17 protein-coding genes and 4 pseudogenes are annotated in these 22,547 nt (G+C 43.4%); 16 read left to right on the plus strand and 5 right to left on the minus strand.

Annotated features, from left to right (window positions below; all coding sequences use genetic code 11):
- Positions 1 to 302: 302 nt before the first annotated feature.
- Positions 303 to 1,937 carry a peptide ABC transporter substrate-binding protein gene (locus ACIFQN_RS16605; RefSeq protein WP_429834151.1) on the minus strand — a complete coding sequence of 545 codons (1,635 nt, stop codon included), beginning with the start codon at positions 1,935 to 1,937 and terminating at the stop codon, positions 303 to 305.
- A gap of 639 nt (positions 1,938 to 2,576) precedes the next feature.
- Between ACIFQN_RS16605 and ACIFQN_RS16610 the strand changes: the two are divergent.
- A pseudogene (locus ACIFQN_RS16610) lies at positions 2,577 to 3,988 on the plus strand (IS1182 family transposase).
- Between the two features lie 18 nt (positions 3,989 to 4,006).
- Here the strand turns inward: ACIFQN_RS16610 and ACIFQN_RS16615 are convergent.
- Complete coding sequence (locus ACIFQN_RS16615) at positions 4,007 to 4,195, minus strand: IS3 family transposase (RefSeq protein WP_429834152.1); 189 nt, start codon at positions 4,193 to 4,195, stop codon at positions 4,007 to 4,009.
- Positions 4,196 to 4,690: 495 nt separating this feature from the next.
- Between ACIFQN_RS16615 and ACIFQN_RS16620 the strand changes: the two are divergent.
- The 5 genes and pseudogenes from ACIFQN_RS16620 (at position 4,691) to ACIFQN_RS16640 (ending at position 10,857) form a co-directional block, all read left to right on the plus strand.
- Positions 4,691 to 5,440: pseudogene (locus ACIFQN_RS16620) on the plus strand (M20/M25/M40 family metallo-hydrolase).
- A 1,765-nt stretch (positions 5,441 to 7,205) separates the two neighbouring features.
- The gene (locus ACIFQN_RS16625) at positions 7,206 to 8,441 is read left to right on the plus strand and encodes a hypothetical protein (RefSeq protein WP_429834153.1); all 1,236 of its coding nucleotides are present in this window, start codon (positions 7,206 to 7,208) and stop codon (positions 8,439 to 8,441) included.
- A 291-nt stretch (positions 8,442 to 8,732) separates the two neighbouring features.
- Positions 8,733 to 9,176 carry a hypothetical protein gene (locus tag ACIFQN_RS16630; protein WP_429834154.1) on the plus strand — a complete coding sequence of 148 codons (444 nt, stop codon included), beginning with the start codon at positions 8,733 to 8,735 and terminating at the stop codon, positions 9,174 to 9,176.
- A gap of 222 nt (positions 9,177 to 9,398) precedes the next feature.
- A complete protein-coding gene (locus tag ACIFQN_RS16635) occupies positions 9,399 to 10,355 on the plus strand; it encodes a sigma-70 family RNA polymerase sigma factor (RefSeq protein ID WP_429834155.1) in 957 nt (318 codons plus the stop codon).
- A 76-nt stretch (positions 10,356 to 10,431) separates the two neighbouring features.
- Positions 10,432 to 10,857 carry an SRPBCC family protein gene (locus tag ACIFQN_RS16640; RefSeq protein WP_429834156.1) on the plus strand — a complete coding sequence of 142 codons (426 nt, stop codon included), beginning with the start codon at positions 10,432 to 10,434 and terminating at the stop codon, positions 10,855 to 10,857.
- A gap of 79 nt (positions 10,858 to 10,936) precedes the next feature.
- Here the strand turns inward: ACIFQN_RS16640 and ACIFQN_RS16645 are convergent, their stop codons facing one another.
- Entirely contained in the window at positions 10,937 to 11,353 is a 417-nt protein-coding gene (locus ACIFQN_RS16645) for a VOC family protein (RefSeq protein ID WP_429834157.1), read from the minus strand.
- A gap of 445 nt (positions 11,354 to 11,798) precedes the next feature.
- Here ACIFQN_RS16645 and ACIFQN_RS16650 point away from each other — a divergent pair, with 445 nt between their 5' ends.
- From ACIFQN_RS16650 to ACIFQN_RS16665, 4 genes are all read left to right on the plus strand, one after another.
- Positions 11,799 to 12,626, plus strand: coding sequence for a hypothetical protein (locus tag ACIFQN_RS16650; RefSeq protein WP_429834158.1), 828 nt, complete (start codon positions 11,799 to 11,801; stop codon positions 12,624 to 12,626).
- Positions 12,627 to 13,007: 381 nt separating this feature from the next.
- Positions 13,008 to 13,601 (plus strand): pyridoxal-dependent decarboxylase, encoded by a 594-nt coding sequence (locus ACIFQN_RS16655; protein ID WP_429834159.1) that lies wholly within the window; start codon positions 13,008 to 13,010, stop codon positions 13,599 to 13,601.
- Complete coding sequence (locus ACIFQN_RS16660; RefSeq protein ID WP_429834160.1) at positions 13,598 to 13,813, plus strand: hypothetical protein; 216 nt, start codon at positions 13,598 to 13,600, stop codon at positions 13,811 to 13,813. Before ACIFQN_RS16655 ends, ACIFQN_RS16660 begins: the two co-directional genes overlap by 4 nt.
- 435 nt (positions 13,814 to 14,248) lie before the next feature.
- Complete coding sequence (locus ACIFQN_RS16665) at positions 14,249 to 14,461, plus strand: hypothetical protein (protein ID WP_429834161.1); 213 nt, start codon at positions 14,249 to 14,251, stop codon at positions 14,459 to 14,461.
- A gap of 836 nt (positions 14,462 to 15,297) precedes the next feature.
- Here the strand turns inward: ACIFQN_RS16665 and asd are convergent.
- Positions 15,298 to 16,122, minus strand: a complete 825-nt coding sequence (gene asd / locus ACIFQN_RS16670; RefSeq protein ID WP_429834162.1) for an archaetidylserine decarboxylase — start codon at positions 16,120 to 16,122, stop codon at positions 15,298 to 15,300.
- 306 nt (positions 16,123 to 16,428) lie between these two features.
- Here asd and pdxT point away from each other — a divergent pair.
- The 4 genes and pseudogenes from pdxT (at position 16,429) to ACIFQN_RS16690 (ending at position 19,701) form a co-directional block, all read left to right on the plus strand.
- A pseudogene (gene pdxT, locus ACIFQN_RS16675) lies at positions 16,429 to 16,972 on the plus strand (pyridoxal 5'-phosphate synthase glutaminase subunit PdxT).
- 303 nt (positions 16,973 to 17,275) lie between these two features.
- A complete protein-coding gene (hisC, locus tag ACIFQN_RS16680; protein WP_429834163.1) occupies positions 17,276 to 18,376 on the plus strand; it encodes a histidinol-phosphate transaminase in 1,101 nt (366 codons plus the stop codon).
- A gap of 43 nt (positions 18,377 to 18,419) precedes the next feature.
- Complete coding sequence (locus ACIFQN_RS16685) at positions 18,420 to 18,824, plus strand: GNAT family N-acetyltransferase (protein ID WP_429834164.1); 405 nt, start codon at positions 18,420 to 18,422, stop codon at positions 18,822 to 18,824.
- Positions 18,825 to 19,140: 316 nt separating this feature from the next.
- Entirely contained in the window at positions 19,141 to 19,701 is a 561-nt protein-coding gene (locus tag ACIFQN_RS16690; RefSeq protein ID WP_429834165.1) for a peroxiredoxin, read from the plus strand.
- Between the two features lie 42 nt (positions 19,702 to 19,743).
- Here the strand turns inward: ACIFQN_RS16690 and ACIFQN_RS16695 are convergent, their stop codons facing one another.
- Entirely contained in the window at positions 19,744 to 21,162 is a 1,419-nt protein-coding gene (locus ACIFQN_RS16695; RefSeq protein WP_429834166.1) for a PLP-dependent aminotransferase family protein, read from the minus strand.
- A 259-nt stretch (positions 21,163 to 21,421) separates the two neighbouring features.
- Between ACIFQN_RS16695 and folB the strand changes: the two are divergent.
- Positions 21,422 to 21,790 (plus strand): annotated as a pseudogene (folB, locus tag ACIFQN_RS16700) (dihydroneopterin aldolase).
- Between the two features lie 48 nt (positions 21,791 to 21,838).
- The gene (locus ACIFQN_RS16705) at positions 21,839 to 22,522 is read left to right on the plus strand and encodes an MOSC domain-containing protein (RefSeq protein WP_429834167.1); all 684 of its coding nucleotides are present in this window, start codon (positions 21,839 to 21,841) and stop codon (positions 22,520 to 22,522) included.
- The last annotated feature ends 25 nt before the right edge of the window (positions 22,523 to 22,547 follow it).

The following is a 22,547-nucleotide window of genomic DNA, read 5'->3' on the forward strand; positions in this document are numbered from 1 at the left end:
TACCCGAAAGGGAGCATATCATCGATTTGAGTAAAAGGGCTTTTTTCGATCAAAACAAATCGGACATTTCCACGTCAGGCACTTTTTTCTTTACAGCATCAAATATCAACTTCTTTGTTGATTGTGAGGGAATTAGATTATCTTCTGATAAAGTACACAATCGTGTTAGTGTACTTTTGTTTAACAGCGTATGCTCAATAATAAACGTATAGTATCTCTTCGGCTGTTCGGATTTACACACGCTACTGTATACAAAAACCCCTCCCTCATGAAAATACGAGGCAGGGGGCAGCATATTTTTGCTAACGCTCAATCGTTGTATATTTAAAGTCTTTTCCGCCAAACGAATTAATCAAAAATCCTTTTACCTTGTCATTTTGAATGTATGGCCACGCTCCGTAGAAAATCGGGGCAATCGGCATTTCATCCATAAGAATGCTTTCGGCCTCGAGCATGATCGCCTTGCGTTTTTCCGGGTCCATTTCCAGATAGCTTTGGACGATCAGCTCCCGATAACGGGCATTCTCCCAAGCGGCATCATTGGTTCCAACTGTTTTATCCTTGAACATTTCCAGGAAGTTGATCGGGTCATTGAAATCAGCAGACCAGTTTCGATACGCAAACTGGTAGTTTTTAGAACGCTTGTTTTGCAAAAACACCTTTTCTTCCAGTCCGCTGATATTGACGTCTACGCCCAGATTATGTTTCCATTGATCCTGAAGCACTACTGCCAGCTTTTTCTGACGATCGTCCCCGGAGCCATAAGTATAGTTCATCTCTGGCAAGGCAGTTAAGCCCAGTTCTTTGAGGCCTTCCGCCAGTAATTCCTTTGCTTTTACCAGATCTTCATTGAAGTAATTGTTTCCATTGAACCCCATGGATTGCGGTACCCAGGCATAGGCAGCAGGAACCTCTGTCTGCACAATTCCGTCTATCAATGGCTGGCGCTGGATCGCATACGAAAAGGCTTGTCTGATCTTTTTGTTGGTAAACGGCGGTTTCGTGGTATTAAAAGTAACAGCTACTGTGTTTGGATATGGTGAGATCACCAGCTTTCCTTCCTCCTGTAATGCCGGAATCACGTCTGCTGGAAGCGTGTATGTCGGGTAACCGCCCCAGTCCAAATCGCCTGACTCAAACAAAGCTTGCGCCGTATTCGTATCGGTAATCATGCTCCATACGATCTTGTCCAGCTTGACTGCATCCTTGTCGTGATACTTTTTGTTTTTGACAAGGACGAGCTTGTTTTTATGCTCCCAAAGTTCCATTTTGAAAGGGCCGTTTCCCACGTATTTTTCTGGAGAGGATGCCCAGCCAGGATTTGCCTCCACTGTTTTCTGATGCAGCGGAAACAGTGTCGGGAAGGCCGTCAGCTCATAAAAGAAAGGTGCCGGTGCATTGAGCTTCACTTCGAGGGTAAGGTCATCCACAGCCTTCACACCGACCTGGTCGCGGGTTGCTTTTCCTGTGTTGAACTCTTCAGCTCCTTTAATAAAATACAGCATGTAGGCGTACTCCGCTCCTGTTTCCGGGTTCAGGTTTCGCTTCCATGCATATTCAAAATCGTGCGCAGTAACCGGTTCCCCATTGTTCCAATGCATGTCTTTCTTCAGCTTGAAGGTATAGGTCAGTAAATCTGGTGAAACTGAGTAGCTTTCAGCTGCAGCGTTGGCAACTTTTCCATCGGGACCAAAGCGCGTCAAGCCTTCAAAACAGGCTGTGATAACGTCAAAGGACGTGCCGTCAGAGGCAAGTCCCGGGTCAGCCGTAGGCGGTTCCCCACCGTCTGCGTTCCAATTCAAAACCATTTCTTGCGACTTCTCATTTGTTGGTTGTGTTTCATTTTTGTCTGAAGTAGCAGGTTCATTCGTATTACAGCCAGTCAACACCTGAAAAATCAGAAAACACCCCACAAGAATACTGACTCTTTTTTTCAATCGATTATCCTCCCAACGAAATTAGTACGCATTCAGGCTGACTGATTGATAGGCACGTTGATTCACTACAATGCTAACGCAAGAAAACGAGCAAGAAATCAGACTTGTTGTCGAAAAATGATTTCATTTTTTTGGAATTTATTATACAATTTGTCTATTTTTCCTAAAATGCATCCCCTCATTGAGGCGATGCATTTTGATTAGGCGTTCTCAACGGGGGAGCGTAGCAAGAAAGGGTTTCTTTCCTAGATGAATGTATCCAATTTGTACCAGTGCGTCAATGTGAAGACAACAAGATTAATGAAATTGAATCAAACACAAATACTTAATAGTAGACATAAGAACCACCCAATGAGTAAATGACTGGGTGACCTCATTGGGGATACGAACAAAAAAAGAGGTAGAATCCTCTAAGTCAAATTTATTAATAATAGAATGTATTGCCAATGAAACTTACATCATTATAAGGTTAATACAAGATAAAAGGAGCCTGATTATATTGGAGGCCACTGAAAAAGTCCTTTTGAGTTAGTAAGATAAAGCTTTCTCATTTTTGAGGAAGCTTTACCTTTTTTCTATATAATGGAGCAGGTGAACCAAATGATTCAACAACAACAAACACTAATCGCAAGTCCATAGATAGAGCTCTATAACTTAGTCGTCCCACAGGACAACATGCTGCGCCAAATTAATGAGCTCGTAGGCTTCTCTTTTGTATACGATGAACTGAAAAATCAATACTGCTTGGACAACGGACGAAACGCCATCGACCCAATTTGGATGTTTAAATATTTGTTGTTGAAGACCATCTTCGAACTCTCAGACGTTGACATCGTTGAGCGATCCAATTACGATATGTCATTCAAGTATTTTCTTCACATGGCCCCAGAAGATTCCGTGATTGACCCAAGCTCCTTAACAAAGTTTCGGAAGCTGATGTTAAAGGACCTAAATTTGCTTGATATGCTCATCAACCAAACTGTCAAAATTGCGATAGAAAAGGAATCATCCAAAGCAAAGCGATCATTGTTGATGCAACTCATACGAAAGCTCGTTACAACCAGAAATCCCCGAGAGAAATTTTGCTGGATCGCTCTCTAAAACTGAGGAAAGCCGTCTACAAGGTTAATGAATCCTTAAAAGCGAAGTTCCTGGCAAAGAACGCCTCCGGCGTTCTGAAGGAGGAAATTGGTTACTGCCAAAAACTCATCGCCGTACTTGAAGCTGAAGGAGGCATCTGTCGGCTTCCCAAAATAAGAGAACCACTGAATCTGTTGAAAGAAACAGTCGCAGATGATCTGGAGCAGCTTCGAATCTCGGAAGATCAGGATGCAAGGGTAGGTCACAAGAGCGCGGACTCCTCATTTTTTGGATTCAAAACTCACATGGCCATGACCGAAGAACGGATTATAACGGCAGCCCTTTTCACGACGGGCGAAAAGAATGATAGCAAGCAATTGCAGACGTTGATCGAAAAAAGTAAGACAGCCGGCATAGAAGTCAAAACGGTAATTAGAGATACTACCTTCTCGGAAAGAGACAACATTACGTACAGCAGCAACAATGACATAGAATTGGTCGCCAAATTGAATCCGCTTATTACGCAAGGGACTCGTAAGAAAGAAGACGAATTCCAGTTCAATAAAGATGCAGGAATGTATGTGTGCAAAGCTGGCCATCTGGCGGTCCGGAAAGCGCGTCAAGGAAAGAAAGGAGTCGGCAACAACCAAACAGATACCTACTACTTTGATGTGCAAACATACAAGAGATGTCCCGTGAAGGAAGGTTGCTACACCGAAGGTGCAAAAAGCAAGACCTACTCGGTGAGGATAAAATCCACCGAACATATCGAACAAATGGAGTTTCAGGAAAGTGAGTACTTCAGAGAAAAAGCGAAGGAACGATACAAAATTGAAGCGAAGAACAGCGAACTCAAACACAGACACGGGTATGACGTAGCGTCATCTTCGGGTCTCGTTGGCATGGAGTTACAAGGAGCTATGGCGATCTTTACCGTAAATGTGAAAAAAATATTGAAGCTGATGAAGTAGGAAACTATTTCACCGGCCTCACTTGGGCAGCAAAAAGAAGACCATTACTCCAGGATTGGTCAAGACCCTATTTAGTAGACAGTTAAAAAAACACCTAAGCTGCAAGCTGGCGTCGGTACTGACCGGCGTCAGTTTGTTTAGTTTCCTTTGTGGTCGATCGTTATTGTAAAAATGGATGAATTCAAGAGAGTGGGACGCATGAAGCATTGATGGCTCTCAATGCCCGCTATGCGTCGTTGTATTGCGATCAACTCGAAGCGAAAGGATAGGTACTTCAAGCATAGAAAAAAGAGGGTACTTCAGCTAACATACTTGAGGTTGACACTGTGTGAAGCTTTATAATGTCGCAATAGTACCCACTACCCAACAACGGATGCAGCAGTAACGACAACAACAATTCACTCTCCATCTTGTTAGGGAGGCACGAGGAAAGAGGAGGAGTTCAACATGGGTGAACTATTCGAAAAGCAGGAAGAATCGAGGCTAGGTCTGTTGAGCACGATTGGAATCTCCTTCATATGTTTGTTGCTTATTCTCGCAACGATTTGGTTTGAGCAGCCTTTTACTTCAAAAGATGAGAATGCGTCTACCGATCAATTTTTCGCTGCACGAGCGTTAAAACATATCGAAGCCATGGCTACGCAGCCTCATCCGATCGGCTCAGCAGCAAATGCAGAAGTTCGTACATATGTGCTCAAGCAGATGGAATTGTTAGGGTTGTCACCTAGAGTCGATACTTATCATAGCTCTGGTGACGAAATTGACGGAGAGGTTACATCTTTTGACATTCACAATATAGTGGGAATACGTAAAGGCATGAAACCAGGCAAAGCACTGATGTTGACCGCTCATTATGACTCTGTCTCAGATGGTCCGGGAGCCAATGATGACGTATCTGGGGTAGCGACACTCTTGGAGACGGCTCGAATTCTACAAGCTGGACCTCCGTCGGAACGGGATATTTGGTTCGTCTTTACCGATGGAGAAGAGGCAGGAATGCTTGGAGCTAAGGAATTCTGGCAAGAAAGCAAACATCGCGATGCAATTGGCCTCGTGGTCAACTTTGAGGCGCGAGGATCTAGTGGACCATCTATTATGTTCCAAACAAGCCCAGAAAACGGCATGCTCATTTCTGAGCTTGCTTCTATTGCGAAGTACCCGGTAAGTAATTCCATGCTAGGCAATATGTAACAGAAGATGCCTAATAATACGGATTTAAATGTATCAATCGAAGCAGGTATACCTAGACTTGACTTTGCTTATATAGGTGGGTGGGACAAGTATCATGCCGCCGATGATACGCCGGAAAATGTATCCCTCGCTTCGTTGCAGCATCATGGAGAAAATGCTCTTGCGGTCGCGCAACGATTCGGCAGCATGAGCTTGGATAACCTGAATGAAACCGATCGTGTGTATTTCAATTGGTTAGGTCTTCTCGTACATTATTCATAGACCAGGAGTGTTACTCTTATATTGAGCTGCACACTGGTCTCTTAATATTCAATAATGGATGCGGGAGAGAAAATGGAGTCGAGCATCTAAAAACAACGAAATTGGCAGACCTGACCCAAATGCTAACGCAAATTTAAGGCGTAGCGCTTTACGTTTGCGGTGTATGATGAGAAGGGAGAATGCGTCAATTTTACCGTTGTGAGCGGCAATAACAAAGTAAAACTGCCGAAGAACGGAACGGTTGTATTTGCTGGCGCGCCGAACTCGGAATTTGCAATCACGTTGAAATAGCTACAATTCAAAATGGACTTCAACAAAACCAGTACGACACAGAAAAGGTGTTTTGCTGGTTTTGTTAATGCATTATCTTTACGAAGAGGCTTTCCAAACGACTCCCTGAACCAAAGCCCAGTGTTCATCTAGCTCGCAGACCATTTCACCTCACGGCTGAAAAGCGCAACTAGACTTTATTACTGAGAAAACGGGGTAAATATTAGCTCTATGTTTAGGTGGATTTGGTAATAAGCGTCAAACCGTCACCATCTTCAAACTTGATCAGAACGATGAGAGAAGAGAAGCAACCCGTGAGAAGGAGATTGTGGGTTTAATCCAGGTAGCACGATCGAGTATTCGCTGCATTTCGCGATGCAACCTTTTTTGCTTAAATGGACAACAGTTGGGGTCGAAATAGTAATTTCAATTGAAATCATGTAAATTACGCATAACAACAGTTCAGCGAATAAGGAGCTACCTATAATCATTGTTATCAGACCAAACATGATCAAATCTACTAAACTAAAAAACTGTACATCTACGCCCGATAATGTTTATTATCGAATCTTTTTGGTTTGGTTGTTGGAATCTGATTAGATCACTGTTCAATAAACATATGGACCAATAGTCCTAAGGATACCTTGATTTTAACAGTGGCAATAAAAATGAGATAGACAAAGGCTAATCTAATAATTAATCGAAAGAACGAGAAGAACGGAGAGAGAATGATTGAAAGTAAGTCAAACTAATTACCCAGGACTGTATAAATTTTTTCTGCATTTGAAATAAAAACTAAGGCACCAAATAATCTAGAATTATTTATTGTTCCTGGGAAACTATTAAAACGGGCGTGTGGTTAATTCAAAGAAAATATTCCTGACAGAATCACTTGTCGCGCTATATAATACCAAACCGCATGTTGTTCACTATATGTTGGCACATGAATTTATACATTTAATTAATAAAGAGTACGTAGAATAGAAGAATGCATTTATTAAGCTTGGTTCTTTGGTAAGTAGGCATTTAAAGGGAGTAGTTCTCTTGCAAGAAATAAGACAAGGAATAGATGGTGTTCATTTGGCAAAATTAACACATAAACAAATTCAAGACTCTCAAATATGTCTTCATACAAAAAACAATAATGACCGAAAACAATTATCCTATAAATCAGTAGGATATCCAAGTCGAGTTCAAATAATAAAATTCGCAATGAAAAATATTTTCCGCTAATAATTGCTAGGCGCATCAATGATCTGGATCTTGACTGGGGAGCACGCCTGTAGGGGCGTCCTATAGAATGCGGACCTAGTTGTATTTCTTATGTATCCTACAGGTGCTGCTTGAGAGAGACCCAAAGCGCTATTTATTTGTTCAATTCAATATTCTTTGGATTGGTACTGCTTGTAAGTTTACTTATGGATTACAGAAGATGGTTATTCATTAATATTGTTCATAATTATAAAGTTAGAAGAAAGGTTGGTATTATTAACTAATGTCAAGAATTAAATGTTTCGATTGCTATGAACTTACAAAAACAATTGATGAACTTGATATGACTCCACTAGAAAGTATTGTTGAGTACGCTGATGAACTTCAGCAGTTCTTGGTAAAGTATGATGAATTTGTTTATATGAAATGTAAAGGAAAATTAACGTGTTCAACTTGTAATAACAAAATAGCAGTTGATGACTATTATATTCCAGATACAAAAGAAATGGATTTCACTAGAAAAGTCGGCCAATTGATTGGTGAGGAAATTTCCAGATATGTTGATTATTGTTCCCATTGCGACATCATAAAAGAATTGAATCAAGTTAACGTTGTAAGTTTAAATCATTTCGGTGAAATGGTTTATTCAGAGGGGGAAGATATTACAGATTTCCTAAAACGACATTTTGTGCCATACGATTATATTGAAAATGTGATTCCTTTTATTAGTTGTAAATGTTGTGGTTTTGGATTTGATAATATAAATGAGTCGTGGTCAATAGGCCGTTTTGATCAATCAGATAAGATATTTACTTCCGAAGATATTAGTAGTTATCTAGATATTGATATGGAAGACTGGCATAATTTTGCCGAACAATATCATGTATATTTACATTCCTTTGAGTTACTCGATTTTCTTACATATTTACAAAAAACCCCGATGTTTGCAATTAAGCATTCTGTAGGTGAAAAAATATTTGAATTATTTAAATCAATGTACGACGCTGGAGATTATCGGGTTTTACATAATGTCAATTTATATAGAGGTAGAAAACGAAACATTGGAAGTAAGAAGTATGAACCTGAAGAAATGTGGAATCCTCCATTTGGGGTTTCTAGTCATGGAAGATATAATATTGTAGGAACTTCTGTCTTATACTTAACGAGTAAGAAAAAATACATACCCGACGAGGTTAATTATTCTCACGGAGAGAAATTGGATATTGCTACAGTTCGAATAAAGAATCCATTAAAGATCCTTGATTTAAGTAACTTATTAGGTGGATTTGGAAGGTTTTTATCCCAACCTGCAGATAACAGAAACATATTAAAACTTGAGTATTTACTTACAAATTATATATCTGAATGTTGTAAAATAATAGGATTCCATGGTGTTCAGTATAAGGGAGTAAAAGAAGGTAACTATGATAATTATGCGATCATTAATTTTTCTAAAAATGAAGACGCACAAATAACGTCAGTAGAAGAAGTAGAAGTTAGAATTGTATATAAGTTGTAAGTTTTAAGTTATAATCGTCCCTTAATGATAAAAACAGAAGTTTTTTATGAACCCGATAATTTTTATTATCGGGTATTTTGTCATTCCTACTAATTATTTTGAAATCCAAATCGTTTTTTCTTTGACTTTTTTCATATTCACAACATTAATCTTTCAGTAGGAAACTTGCCCTCTGTAACACTGGCACATTATAAAAATCTAATTCTTGTGTATTCCTTATGATACCGTAGGTTAATACAGAACTCTCCTTTTGGAAAAGATGGATAAGAGAATTCCAAAAGGGGCGAGGTTATGTATTATAGAATAGCAACTATATTAACACCCATCTTTGTTGAAACAATCGGCGAATATACTATAAAGTATGATGATATTTATTCTCACTCAGTATGGTACGAAGAAAATTGCTTAATAGAAAATATACCATTGGTAACTGGGAGAGATTTCTGTAGAGCAAGGCTGGATCTAGATGGTCAAATCGTTTTTGTTCATAACACATATTTTTTAAGTATTATGGGGCAGTCCTTTTCGAAGTACATACACGAAGAACGCTGGGATAGGAGATTTCATGTTCCATGGACCGGTTTTTATCCAATCCCACAAAAAGTACGTAAAGAAACACCAATGTTCAAAAATCTAATCGAAGATTTTGTTGTTGCAGAAAAAACGAAACAGATTAGAAGTGTTTATAAGCCGTTTCTCACCATAAAAGAGAGAAACAGATACAACAGGATTTGAATGTTTATAGTGCAAAGTTCCAAATCTGAGCATCAGCGTGAGGTATTGCGAATTATTTCTAAAGTATAGACAAGGGTTAATTTATTGGTTATTGAATTATTAGTACGATCAATTTTTATCCATGAGTACTAAATCCTGCCTATTTATTCGGATTGAGGCTGTCCGCTTCATTGCATATAATGAAGGTACCACCCTTCGGGGAGATCGTTAAGGGAGGCCGCGATGAACGAGACCGCATTTGACGAACCATTATTTGCAAGCTTGAAGCCGGGCTTAACCTCGTTCTGTTACCGAATGCTAGGCTCCATGGACGATGCGGACGATGCCGTTCAGGAGACGAGTATTCGGGTCTGGCAGAGCTGGAGCACATTCAGACAGGATTCCTCGTTCAAAACTTGGGTCTATCGGATTGCCTCCAACCTGTGCTTGGACAAGCTGAGACAATCCAAACGCCGCGCGCTTCCCGTTGACCTGTTCGACCCGGCCGTCGCCATCGTCGAGCCGCGCGACACGCTGCCGGACTTTGCCTGGATCTGGCCGTCTCCCGACTTTGGGGGCAATCCGGAGGATCGGCTCGTCCGCAGAGATACCCTTCAACTGTGCTTCATCGCTCTCCTGCAGACCTTGCCTCCGCGGCAGCGCGCGGTACTCATTTTGAAGGATGTATTTGAATGGTCCTCCAAGCAGATCGCGGAAACGTTGGCGATGTCGCCGGCAGCGGTGAACAGCGCCTTGCAAAGAGCCCGGGAGACGATGGACCGGGCGCAGCTTCGCTCGGATGAGCTCAGCAGCATGGACGTTCAACCGGAGCAGCAGCTGCTGTCCCGGTATGTGGAGGCCTTCGAGCAATTCGATATTGCTGCGCTCGTCGCGTTGTTCCACGAGGAAGGCTGCATGTCGATGCCGCCCTTCGAGATGTGGATCCGCGGCAAGGAAGATTTGTCCGCCTTCTATTCGCTTACTCGCTGGCATTGCGAAGGTTCGCGATTTGTGCCCATTACGGTGAATGGCGGTTATCCGGCGTTGGCCCAGTATATGCCGGGCAAAGAGGGCTCTGGCCTGGTACCCTGGGGCATCCACGTCATCGAAACCAAAGAAAATCAAATCCTGCACGTTCAAAACTTCATTCATACGCCATTATTTTCGCGATTTGGGCTGCCTGAGCGAATTGACCAATGAATTTCGTCATTGGCTTACGTCTATATCATTGAGAATAACCAAACGACGAATATCATGAGAGAGGTGTCTATTTAAAATGGAAACGAGTCAACCGCCGAAAGTAACCGTGCAAGCCGTCATTCAAGCCCCTGTCGAGAAGGTATGGTGCTATTGGACCGAGCCGGATCACATCACGAAGTGGAATCAAGCGTCCGAGGAGTGGCATGCGCCGAGAGCCGAAAACGATCTGCGGGTCGGCGGCAAGTTTCTGACACGGATGGAAGCGAAGGATGGCAGCATGGGCTTTAATTTTGGCGGCGTCTACGATGTCGTGAATCGGCATGAGGCGATCGGCTACACCATGGAAGACGGAAGAAGAGTGGATATTGCTTTCGTCGATCAAGGGAATGAGACGAAGGTCATTGAAACGTTCGACGCGGAAAGCTCCAATTCCGTCGAGTTCCAGCAAGCAGGCTGGCAAGCGATCATGGACAATTTCAAAGCCTATACCGAACAAAACTAATCATTGCGAAGAAGACGCCGGGGGAGATGCCCGGCGTCTTTCTTTTTGAACCCTAGTACGAGTGTGCTCTCCGTTAGCCTTAACCTTGTGCCGCATCCATGTTCATGTAGTTAATGGCCCACAGATGGCCGTCCAAGTCCACGAAGCCCCAATGATACATGAACCCATGATCTTCAGGTTCAGCGTGCAATTTCCCGCCCAAGGAGACCGCGGTATTCACGATTTCATCGACCTTTTCCCGGCTCTCGAAGGCCAATGCGATCGTCATCTGCGCATACTTGCTCGTATCGACGGATTCCTTCTCCGTGAGCGTATTAAAGAATACTTGATTGATCAGCATGACCTGCAGGTTGTCGCCGATCACGATGGCTACCGAATTCTCGTTCTCGGGGAATTGCGGGTTGAGCTCGAATCCGAGTCCGGTGAAGAACGCTTTCGATTGTTCTACGTTTTTTACAGGCAGGTTGAAGCTCGTGAATGCGGACGTTAATGCCATTTTCAAAACACCTCTTCGTCAAATTAGTTTGTGTTCATTTATGCCTTTGTTTATATAGACGACAGCCGATCCGGGAATTCATCGGTCTCATGGATTCGGAAGCGTAAATTTTGAAAAATAACTTGGTATTGAGTTCGGATACCCGCCATTCCCGTAAGGTTGCTTATTCTTATTATGCAGGGATAAAAATTGAACCTCTCTAAAAAGGAATTCGTCTGAATATATGACAATTAAAGGGTGGGTATCGAGTGACGGAATGAGGGAACGGTATGGAAATTAATGATAAAACCGAAGTACGAAAGAAAAAGTTCGAAACCGTCGCCATTTCAGTATTAGGTTAAATGTCTTTTTCATGCTTACATTTCTCCTGTTCTCTTCACTAATCGTACGTTTTGCTTATGTACAGTTCGTCGAGGGTCCGAGTCTCTAGGAACGCCAGACAAGCATGATCACGAAGGGCGTATCCATCCCGCCCATCCGCGGCAATATTTACGATTCGGCGGGACAGCAGATCGCATATTCGATCTCAACTCAGTCCCTTTACTTTACTTTCAAAACAGGCTTTAAGCAGGAAGCGGCGGAGGCGCTGGCTGCAAAACTCGTGCAGCTGTTTAACGAAAAAGGCGAAGCGAATTCCAAGCCGTCGACGACTGAGGAAGTTATCAAGGCTATGGACATCAAAGGCAGAACGCATCTGCCATTCCAACATCGACGGATCAAATCGGGACTGTCAAAAGAAGAGATCGCCTATCTTAGCGAGCACCGCGACGAGTATCCGGACATGGAGATCGTGGAGGAGCGCATCCGCCAGTACAGTCCCGACCGGGTCGCCGTTCAATTGGTCGGCTATATGAACAAGATGAAGGGAGCCAAGGAGAATCTGGACTTTTACAAAGAAATCAACGCAGATCAATCGGATCCCACGCTTAAGTATTTGGACTCCGAGGAGGTCGGCTACGACGGCATCGAGTTGATGTATCAGAAGGAGATGCGGGGGCTTAACGGTTATAAATCCTATCAAATCGACAGCATGAGCCGGATCGTCGGCGACATGAAGCTGACCAAGCCGGTCAAGGGGCAGAATCTGTATCTAACGATTAATCGCAAGGTGCAGCTCACCGCGCAGCAAGCCATTCTCGATCAGATCGCGACAACCCGGTTAATTACACAGCCTGCCGGCGAGATCCTGCAGGCTGTTCAGCTAACGGAGAACGATAGCTTAGCAAATACATCAGAGGCTGCTGGAGTTTATCCGGCAGCCTCGTTAAGCTAAAGGCAGTAATACGGGGGCAGTCTATTTTCTTCGGACAAAAAATCCAAGAAGTTATTATCAAGGAGCAATTACAGTTTATAAAAAGATATGTCCTTATTGACCAAGACTAAGTGAATATCGGCTTATAGACGCTTGCTCACTTTTCAACAAATTTTATGGCGGATTATTCATTTCGGCTGCCGGTCACTGGTGTGGGCTGCCCAAGCCACCCGAGTGGTAAGAGATTGTTTCAAAAAATTGCGGTTCCATTCGAAAATGCGTACACCCGAGTTCTACGAGTGTATACTCTGAATCAGCAATGAAAGTTCACTAGATGAAGGGAGATGCATTTTCCACATGATCAAGCATAATTCAATTCTTAATCTTGATACGGATGAACGCATGGACATTGGAACCTATCTGTTGGAACAAATCAATGACTATATTACGCACATACGCGGGGTTCGTGTCTCACCTGAACTCAGCGTGGATGCAGTTGCAGAACACGCACGTAGATTATCTTTTAAGCATCCCGTCAGCCCGCGCGAGGCGATTTATCATATCCTGGATGGATTAAGGCAATACCAGGTGCATACGCCACACCCGCGATATTTCGGCCTGTATAATCCGCGGCCCAACTTCATGGGAATTATGGCAGACACGATTACTGCAGCATTCAATCCGCAGCTTGCAGCTTGGAGTCATGCGCCTGTAGCCGTCGAAATGGAGAACTATGTATTGAAAGAAATAGCTTCAAAATTCGGTTACCCAGCAGACACAGCAGATGGAACTTTTACAACGGGGGGAGCGGAAGCAAATCTCACGGCCGTATTGACCGAACTAGTTCATTCTTTTCCATCTTATGCCAAAGAGGGGTTGAGGTCCCCACACATCCCGTCATGTATGCATCTGCTGAGAGCCACCATTCCCTGGCAAAGGCAGCGCGTTCCTGCGGACTGGCCCTGCAGCAAAAGAGCATTCGCCTGCAACCGATGAGAGGTCAATATACCACAAAGCCGACCGCGCGGCAAATCTTTCTTATGCTCTCGGCCATCACGGTGATGAAATGGTACGATCGCGATGACCAGAAGTGGTACCGGGACGTGCAATTGGACGACGAGATGAAAAAAGTGTTCGACCTGCTGGGTTTTCATCCGGATTCGTATATCACTCTCCCTTCGAAATCAACTTTTCGCCGTGCTCCTTAATTCTCGTACTATCACAATAATTCTTTACGCCTCATCCAAGGGTGCGGAATATGGGGTTCAATGAGTCAGTCTAAAACTTTATTATTCAGTTTAAAACCATGGATTGCTTAATTCTAACGTTGAGTATAAAACTAATTTTCAATTACCTGGTGATTTGAAGACCGGGACTCCTGGTACTACAAGGGGTTCTGGTCTAAAACTTTATTATCACTAAACAATATGAAGCAATACGGAAAAATACGGAACGATTGTTCCAATCTATTAAGCCACGGGTCTTCTGCTTAAAGCAATGATCGCCAGGTTCCCCTCTCGAAATGAGAAACAGACATAGCTCGGCGGAGGCTGTGTCTGTTTCTCATTTTTGAAGGATATGAGGTGATAATTGATGAATGCTTTGGTGTCCTATTTCGTTGAGATAGAAAAACCGATCAGCAGATGAATAAGAAGATACAGGTATTACTCGCAGAAAATGATCCCTTTTGGCGGCAGCGTCTTGTTACAATGATTGACGCTGAATCAGATATTAAAGTGTTGGGCATTGCATCTACAAAAGAAGAAGTAATTCGAGCAGGAGCGCAATTGGAGAAAGATGTATTAGTCATGGACGTTATGTTGCTTCTAAATCAGATGGATTGGAGACAGCGATAGAAATTCTTCGTCAAAAACCATTCCCGATTATTAATCTTTCAACACTGTATGATCGTGAGATGATAATTAATCTGTATTTAGAAGGAGCAATCAATTATATTACCAAAACGAACTATGTAGATATACCAAGCATCATTAGGGAAGCGGGTCAGGGGCAATCTTCCCTTCATGCGGACGCTGCGAACATTATACGTAATGAAATCGAGGTGATTAAACGCAAAGAGTTACACTGCATGCTCACACCAGTGGAGAGAGACATTCTAAAATTATTTGGCTGGGGTTATAGTCAACGGATAATCAGAGTGTTATTTAGGCACTACAATGAGTACGATGAATTCTCATGTGCGGAACAACAATCATTAATTCAATGTAACTGCACTTAGTGAGGCAGCTCGAAAAGAAGAACGAAGGGACTTCACGCCATTTCTCGTACCAGATGTTTTTAACGACGAGCGTCCCGGTTTTCGCTCCGCGACGATTATCTCGGAACGTCCGATGAAGCTTTCTCCATATACATAAAAGCAACACAGCATGGCATTGAATTCGCTATTTGCAAGCATAGTAGAGGTAGTATGGCTCTGCATCAGATCGTTCACATTTCGCGTTATTCCCATACAAAAAGCGCCATTCTTTCTGACCCGCTTCCAAAGCGCATACAGAAAGTTGGCGCTATATTCATGCACGACAATATTATGTAGAACAATGCCGATCATAAAGCAACGAGCAATTGCAAACAGCCTTGAATAGTTTTTTTCAAAGTTTTGCATTGTGCAACGGGTGCGAGACGAATTCGGCAGAGTTTATGAACGGTTCTTTTATTTAAGCGTTCTAAGTTGTTAGTTGCCCGCATCCGTTTTCTGTCCGTTCTGAAAGCCTGCTCCCCAATAACCAAGTGGTTCACCAACACGTACCTGGGTTCCTACACATAGCTCTTGGAGAAACTCGAAGGCTCCGTTCTCAACCAAAAGAACTACGGTTGACCCGAACTCAAAATAAGCAAGCTCATCCCCTTTGTTGAGATGAGTAACGAGTGAGTTCGTATACTTGATACTGCTTACGTTCATTGCACCGACTTTGACGAGAGATAAAATACCATATAGATGCCCCATATAAGTAATCAACCGCTCGTTTCGACTTAATACTTTGCTCATATGCTTTAACCCAAACTCGTTTACGGGATATGTTCTGCCTAAAATATGGATCTTCGCTAGGATCGTTCCAGTAACCGGTGAGTGAACGCGGTGATAATCAGATGGACTCAAATAAAGCACAATAAAGAATCCTTCATGATATCTGTTAAAGGTTGAACCGGAACCCAACAACTCGTCCGTAGTATAATTTTGGCCTTTAACATGGATTGTTCTTTTATCGTCTATTCGGCCTATTCCAGTAACGGTAGCATCCACAGGACTGACTAACGCGGCGCTATTTTGATTAATCGGACGAAGGCCGTCCTTCAAACGTCGAATAAAAAATTCATTTAAAGACTGATAAGCTTTCAAAGGTTTTTCAGCATCCTCGATACGAATCCCGTACGCTCTCGAATACAAGGGAAGAAGCCAGCGGCTGGCTCTTGTTTTAGTAAATGAGCCTATCAACTTTGAGGACCATTTATGAGATGTCAGTTCAGTTAACGTATGAAATAAACGTTGAATCGCCATAAATTATCGCCAACTTTTCTTTGATTATAAATGATTTGAAAAATATTATATGATAGGCTTTCAAGCCGCATCAATTATGATTTGCCTATCGTAATGATAGGCTTGCTTGAATCATAGGATAAAACTATCGTTTTTATAATATCAACGGAATAGTCTTATCGTAAATTCGATATTATACTCAATCTATGATCTTGTATCGAATTTTCCAAATTTCGAGTAAATAAATAGCATGCAGGAACGAGGGCTGTTATGGAAACGAAAATAGGCGTTTTAGCACTGCAAGGGGCAGTGGATTAGCATCTAAACATGATTCATGAAGTTGGTGCTATTGGCATCGCCATTAAACGAAAAGAACAATTAACCAGTATAGATGGCATAATTATTCCTGAAGGTGAAAGCACTGCAATAGGAATAATGATGATTATCCAAGAGATTCGATCGTTTGCGATGTCTGGAAAACCTGTATTGGTACCTGCGAAGGACTGATTGTTCTTGCAAGTGAAATAGACAGTGGAGAGGAAGCCCATCTTTCCCTCATGGATATGAGAGTGTCCCGCAATGCCTTTGGACGGCAGAAAGAAAGCTTCGAAACCGTTTTGTCGATAAAAGACATCCCTCAATCTGTTCGGGCCTATTTATTTGAGCTCCTTTAATCCAAGAGGTAGGTATTGGTGTCGAGGTTTTAGCAACCTATCATGATCGAATTGTAGCAGCAAAACAAGGACCTTTACACGCGACCTCCTTTCACCCTGAATTGACCGATGACACTTCATTACATTCCTATTTTCTGCAAATGGTTCTTGAATCAAGAGCTGAAGGCCGGTGCTGCAGCAGAGATAATGCCCTATGAGTACGTATTAATTTTTTGAATCAGCAAGTGAAGGAGGAGCAACCTTACTAAGGCTTGGATTTGTATTGTTGGAAGGTGATCTATTGTGCATCGAGAGCACGCTTTTGAAAGGGTAAAGAATTGTACTTATGGTGAATTAGTTGATTGGGAAAAACATGTATTGTTTTGTTTGAAGTGGCACAGGAAAGATAACAATGCATTTGAAATTGAAGATTGTGAATTCTTGCTTAAACAAATCAAAGATCAAATCTCTGTCTTAAGTAGAACTCCTTGACTTACAAGGCGTGAGAGGATGAGAAACAAATGAAACCGAAAGCGAATGTGCTGCATTTGCCTGTATATCAGCCGGGGAAACCGATTGAAGAAGTGAAGCGTGAATTGGGTTTGACGGAGGTGATCAAGCTAGCCTCTAACGAAAATCCATTTGGTTGCTCGCCAAGAGCGATTGCGGCAATCCGTGTAGAAATGGAAAATATCCATTACTATCCAGACGGCGAAGCTGGTGCATTGCGGCTCAAGCTGGCTGAGCTGCTCGATGTTCAGCTCAATCAGATTATTTTGGGCTCAGGGTCGGATGAGGTGATTCTGATGCTGGCTCGTGCTTATTTGGTTGCGGGGGATGAGACGATGATGTCGACGCACACTTTTCCCCAATACAAACATAATTCAGAGATAGAAAACGCAGTCTGCATTGAGGTCCCGCATAGTAAAGAGGGGAAACATGATCTCCATGGCATGCTGTCAAGAATGAACGAGCGAACTAAAATTGTCTGGATTTGCAATCCCAATAATCCGACGGGAACGATCGTTAGTCATGCAGAATTGGAGCGCTTTCTGCGCCTAGTTCCGCCGCATGTGCTCGTCGTGGTGGACGAAGCCTATTCCGATTATGTCACGCATAAAGATTATCCGGACGGGATTCGTCTATTGAAGGACTATCCTAATCTTGTTCTCCTCCGGACATTTTCGAAAATATATGGGCTGGCCTCCATGCGAATTGGATACGGAGTCGGACACCCTGATGTGATCCGTACAATCAATCAGGTCAGGGAACCGTTTAATACGAGTCGATTTGCACAAGCAGCAGCTCTGGCCGCGCTGGAAGATCAGGCGTTCGTTGAGAGATGCCGTATGCACAATCGGGAAGGGATCATTCAACTCCGTTCAGAATTTGATAATTTGGGATTACTTTATTTCGAACCACATGGCAACTTTATCTTGGTTGATGTACAGCGCCCGTCCAAAATCATGTTTGATGAGTTGCTTAAGAGAGGCGTTATCATACGGGGAGGTCATGCATTGAGTTTTCAAACCCACATCAGGGTAACGGTTGGAAGAACTGAACAGAACGACAAGTTTTTGAGAGCGCTGAGAGAAGTAATGGCTATTGTCGCTCAACGATAGAACATGATTGAAAGTAGAGTTTGTCCATGGCAGGAAGGAGTCGATGATAGTGAATATCACTTACAGGAACAACAAGGATGTGAAGCTTGAAGATGTGATTCGTGTGTTTAGAAATAGCGGGATTACACGTCCGACTGATCAACCTAAACGAATCCAGGACATGATAAGGTATTCAGATATCCTGCTCACCGCCTGGCTCGGGGATAGAATGATCGGCATTGCTCGAGCGCTAACAGATTGGAGTTTTTGTTGTTATCTGTCAGACCTGGCTGTCGACAAAGACGTTCAGAAATCCGGAATAGGAAGGGAGCTTATTGCCAGAGTACGAGAAGAAATTGGGGAAGGTGTCTCCTTGATCTTATTGGCCGCACCAAGTGCAATGGAGTATTATCCTAAAGTCGGGTTTGAGAAAATAGAGAATGGTTTTGTGATTAAACGTAAGAAATAAGGGCAGATGGAACATAGAACCTGGTCTGAAAGTAAAGCCAAATCGAGCAACGACAAACAGCCACAAGTCCAGAGACGGTGGCTATTTTGTTGATTGTTGTGTAAGTAAATGCTGTCGGCATGGTTTTGATGCACGATTTCATGACGATCGTCTATCAATGCGTTTCTTCATGATCATCCCCTATCAAGAGCTACAGTGCTTTGGGCAGGCCAGGACACTGGAATCCGTCGCAAATCCCTATTGTGCGGCGGAGCAAATATCGTAAAACCGAAACAATATTTGGGACTATGTTGTATAGAAGGGAAGAGAAGCTGCGATGGCTGAAAAAGAATTTGGGCCGGGGCATCTGGCCATGCCGGAAGATGACGGGAAGGTCGTGCATCTTAGTGGCCTACAAATCCCCAGCATCGGTCTGACTGCAACTGATGGCTCTACTGTTGACCTTTCTGAAGGCGGTTTAACAGTTGTCTACGCGTATCCGCGTACAAGCCCCGCAATCGGCGGCGCCCCGGAAGGATGGGATGCAATCCCCGGCGCACGCGGCTGCACTTCGCAATCATGCACATTTCGCTATCATTTTGCTGAGATGAAGGGGGTGGGCGTCGAGCGGCTGTTCGGTCTTTCGACGCAATCCACGGATTACCAAAAAGAAGCCGCCGAGCGGCTTCATCTGCCGTTCCCTCTGTTGGCAGACAGTTCGCTCGCCCTTTGTCGCGCTCTGGAACTCCCACTTTTTGAAGTGGAAGGAATGACGCTCATCAAAAGGCTAACCTTGATTATCGATAATGGAAGGATTGAACATGTGTTCTATCCAGTGTTTCCACCAGAGCGAAATGCCACGGATGTAATTGCGTGGCTTTCATCGCGAAAAACCTAAAATCTGTTCCATCACAGGATGATGTGCTATATCCCAGAACATTTACAAGATCGTTTCAGCAAGTCGATACATGCCTTCCACGATAAGCCTTTCGTCTACCTTAGCAAAGCCTAATACCCACCCTTTGCGTCTACTCTCCAAGCAATAGGAATGAAGTTGGTGTACCCGTATTCCGCCCTGAAGCGCTCGGAGGGTCATCAAATCCTCGTCAAACGATTCATCCGCTTCCAGTAGTACATGCAAGCCGGTTTCAATCCCTCGCAACGTGAACTTGTTTCCGAGACCACTGGCTATAATCGCCTTCTGCATGATTTCATGACGGCGTCTATAGATATTTCTGGCTCGTCGCATATGGCGCATAAAATACCCGTGCTCAATGAAATGTGCCAGTGCCACTTGTTCCATGATCGGGAGATGGCGATAGGTGAATGCTTGCACGCGAGCCAGCTGTGCAATGGCTTCGGCAGGTCCGATAATAGCGGATATGCGAATGCACGGCATGGTCAATTTCGAGAAGCTCATTAAATAGAGACAATTTTGTGGAAGTTGGCTAAATAAAGTGAGCATCGGGTCTCCGCAGTACCGGAATTCACTGTCGTAATCATCCTCGACAATCCATGCACGTTGCTGAGCGGCTCTATGCAAAAGCTGTTGCCTGCGTGGTTCTGATAACATTACACCTACGGCACACTGATGAGCAGGGGTCACAAGTATGAGCTTTGCTTCAGAGGGTACCTTCTCTACGACAAGGCCGTGCTCATCAACAGGAACCGGAGCAACCTTCATTTGCCGGTATTTCATCGTCATCCAAGCAACGGGATAGCCTGGGTCCTCGACGGTTACGGTATCACCTTTGGTCAAAAGTGTTTGTGCGATGAGGTCAATACTATGCTGAGCCCCGGATGTTAGCAAGATTTGATTCGTTTGAACATGAATCCCACGTTCTAGTGATAAATAACGTTGGATTTGTCGGCGTAACGGCTCAAAGCCATAAGCATCCCCGTAGAACCAGGAAGAAACATTGAATTGGGAAGAGGCATTCAAATACGATTTGCGCCACGCTTTTAACAACTGCGTATCCACAAAAGGTTGATAGGGACTAAAATCGATGACCGATTCCTGGTTATCCTTACTTCTAAACCATTGTTGCGACTGTTCGACCAGCAAAGGCAGTTCAGGAAGCCGTGGCGGATCAAGTGAGGGAGAGCATTTGTCAGTGATCTGAATCCAATCATTGACACGAGTCCCCCCTCGGCCTGATGTTACCGTATAACCGCGGGTTAGCAGTTCGTCATACACAATTTGGACGGTGGAACGTGACACTCCCAACTGCTGAGCAAGTTCTCGAGTTGGTGATAGAAGTTGTCCTGGCTTCCAAATGCCATTGTTAATATGATCGATGGCCTGATCAAGCAATTGCTGCCATAGGGGTCTTTTATCATCCCGGTTTACTTTCAGCAATTCGATCCCCCCTTTACATATTGAAATGAAAATAGCGCTTTTTGGATTGCTCAAATGAGTGGTTTTTGGATGTATATAACCAATCCATATGTTGTTATACTAGCATAGTGTTCGTCATCCATGCAATGCCGTACAGTCTTTGCAGAGCGGACGGTTGATGTTTAAAGTATTGGAATCGAATCTGCCAATAATTTTGGATCGCAACAATGGCAACCAGAAGAACCTTAAAAGAACGGAGGAGTGAACCATTTTGGATAAAATGATTTTATGTAAAATAGAGTTCTTTGGTCGTCATGGTTTGTTGTCTGAAGAAAACCGTTTGGGTCAAAAATATGTTGTGGATGTAGATTTATATCTTGATTTGTCTCCCGCAGGGGTGGCGGACGATTTGGAGTTGACGATAAATTATGCCGATTTGTATGAGGTGATTTAAAAAATAGTCGAGGGTCCACCGGTTGCCTTGGTAGAAGCTTTGGCCGAAAACATTGCATCTGCCCTTCTGGATTCGTATTCCAGGATCAGTGAGGTAACGATTCGTGTGACCAAGCCGAACCCTCCAGTTGCTATTTATTTTTCAGGGTTTGCTGTTGAGATTCGTCGTGAACGATTACAGAAACGTGGTATATAGTCGCGTCAGCAAACTTGTTGATCAAAATCTTAGAGCGGGGTGATCCGAATGGCATCTATTGAAATTCTTTCATTAAATGTGGGAATGCCCACACAGGTCCAGTTTCAGGAGAAAGACGTTTCTACGGGGATATTCAAAACGGCTACAGGCGAAGCTTTGTATTTATCTTATCTAAACTTTGAAGGAGATGGGCAGGGTGATCTCATTCATCATGGAGGCAGGGAGAAGGCTGTATGCGTCTATCCTTACGAGCACTACCCATTTTGGGAAAATGAGCTGAAAATACCATTAGAGTATGGCGCCTTAGGGGAAAATTTAACGATAAGAGGCTTGGTGGAAACCGATGTCTGCATTGGGGACGTTTTTGAGCTTGGCAAAGCAATCGTTCAAGTTAGTCAGCCGAGACAGCCTTGTTACAAGTTGACGATCAGGTACGGAGTACCGGATATGCTCTTGAAGGTACAACAAACGGGCTACACGGGATTTTACTTCCGCGTTCTGGCAGAGGGGGTTGTCTCTAAAGACGACGGACTATCGCTTCTTCATCGTCATCCTGAGGAAATTACAGTATCATTTGCCAATCGGATTATGCACCGAGAGAAGGATAATATCGAGGGAATCAAACAAATCCTCGAAGTGGAAGAATTGTCCTTGAATTGGAGAAATACGTTTCTAAAACGTTTGGCGGGAACCGAGACGGATTCTCGAGAAAGACTAACAGGCAACACGTAAGGCAATGAATCTGGAATTGTCCATG

It is taken from the genome of Brevibacillus sp. NRS-1366, assembly GCF_050467985.1.

Excerpts from the sequence above, each read along its gene's own strand:
- ACIFQN_RS16630 (WP_429834154.1), top strand. The coding sequence starts at position 8,733 with ATGTATTATAGAATAGCAACTATATTAACACCCATCTTTGTTGAAACA.
- ACIFQN_RS16665 (WP_429834161.1), top strand. The coding sequence starts at position 14,249 with ATGAATAAGAAGATACAGGTATTACTCGCAGAAAATGATCCCTTTTGG.
- ACIFQN_RS16705 (WP_429834167.1), top strand. The coding sequence starts at position 21,839 with ATGGCATCTATTGAAATTCTTTCATTAAATGTGGGAATGCCCACACAG.
- ACIFQN_RS16660 (WP_429834160.1), top strand. The coding sequence starts at position 13,598 with ATGAGAGGTCAATATACCACAAAGCCGACCGCGCGGCAAATCTTTCTT.
- ACIFQN_RS16635 (WP_429834155.1), top strand. The coding sequence starts at position 9,399 with ATGAACGAGACCGCATTTGACGAACCATTATTTGCAAGCTTGAAGCCG.
- ACIFQN_RS16645 (WP_429834157.1), bottom strand. The coding sequence starts at position 11,353 with ATGGCATTAACGTCCGCATTCACGAGCTTCAACCTGCCTGTAAAAAAC.
- asd (WP_429834162.1), bottom strand. The coding sequence starts at position 16,122 with ATGGCGATTCAACGTTTATTTCATACGTTAACTGAACTGACATCTCAT.
- ACIFQN_RS16615 (WP_429834152.1), bottom strand. The coding sequence starts at position 4,195 with ATGCTTCATGCGTCCCACTCTCTTGAATTCATCCATTTTTACAATAAC.
- ACIFQN_RS16650 (WP_429834158.1), top strand. The coding sequence starts at position 11,799 with ATGATCACGAAGGGCGTATCCATCCCGCCCATCCGCGGCAATATTTAC.
- ACIFQN_RS16640 (WP_429834156.1), top strand. The coding sequence starts at position 10,432 with ATGGAAACGAGTCAACCGCCGAAAGTAACCGTGCAAGCCGTCATTCAA.
- ACIFQN_RS16655 (WP_429834159.1), top strand. The coding sequence starts at position 13,008 with ATGGACATTGGAACCTATCTGTTGGAACAAATCAATGACTATATTACG.
- ACIFQN_RS16685 (WP_429834164.1), top strand. The coding sequence starts at position 18,420 with ATGATAGTGAATATCACTTACAGGAACAACAAGGATGTGAAGCTTGAA.
- ACIFQN_RS16690 (WP_429834165.1), top strand. The coding sequence starts at position 19,141 with ATGGCTGAAAAAGAATTTGGGCCGGGGCATCTGGCCATGCCGGAAGAT.
- ACIFQN_RS16625 (WP_429834153.1), top strand. The coding sequence starts at position 7,206 with ATGTCAAGAATTAAATGTTTCGATTGCTATGAACTTACAAAAACAATT.
- hisC (WP_429834163.1), top strand. The coding sequence starts at position 17,276 with ATGAAACCGAAAGCGAATGTGCTGCATTTGCCTGTATATCAGCCGGGG.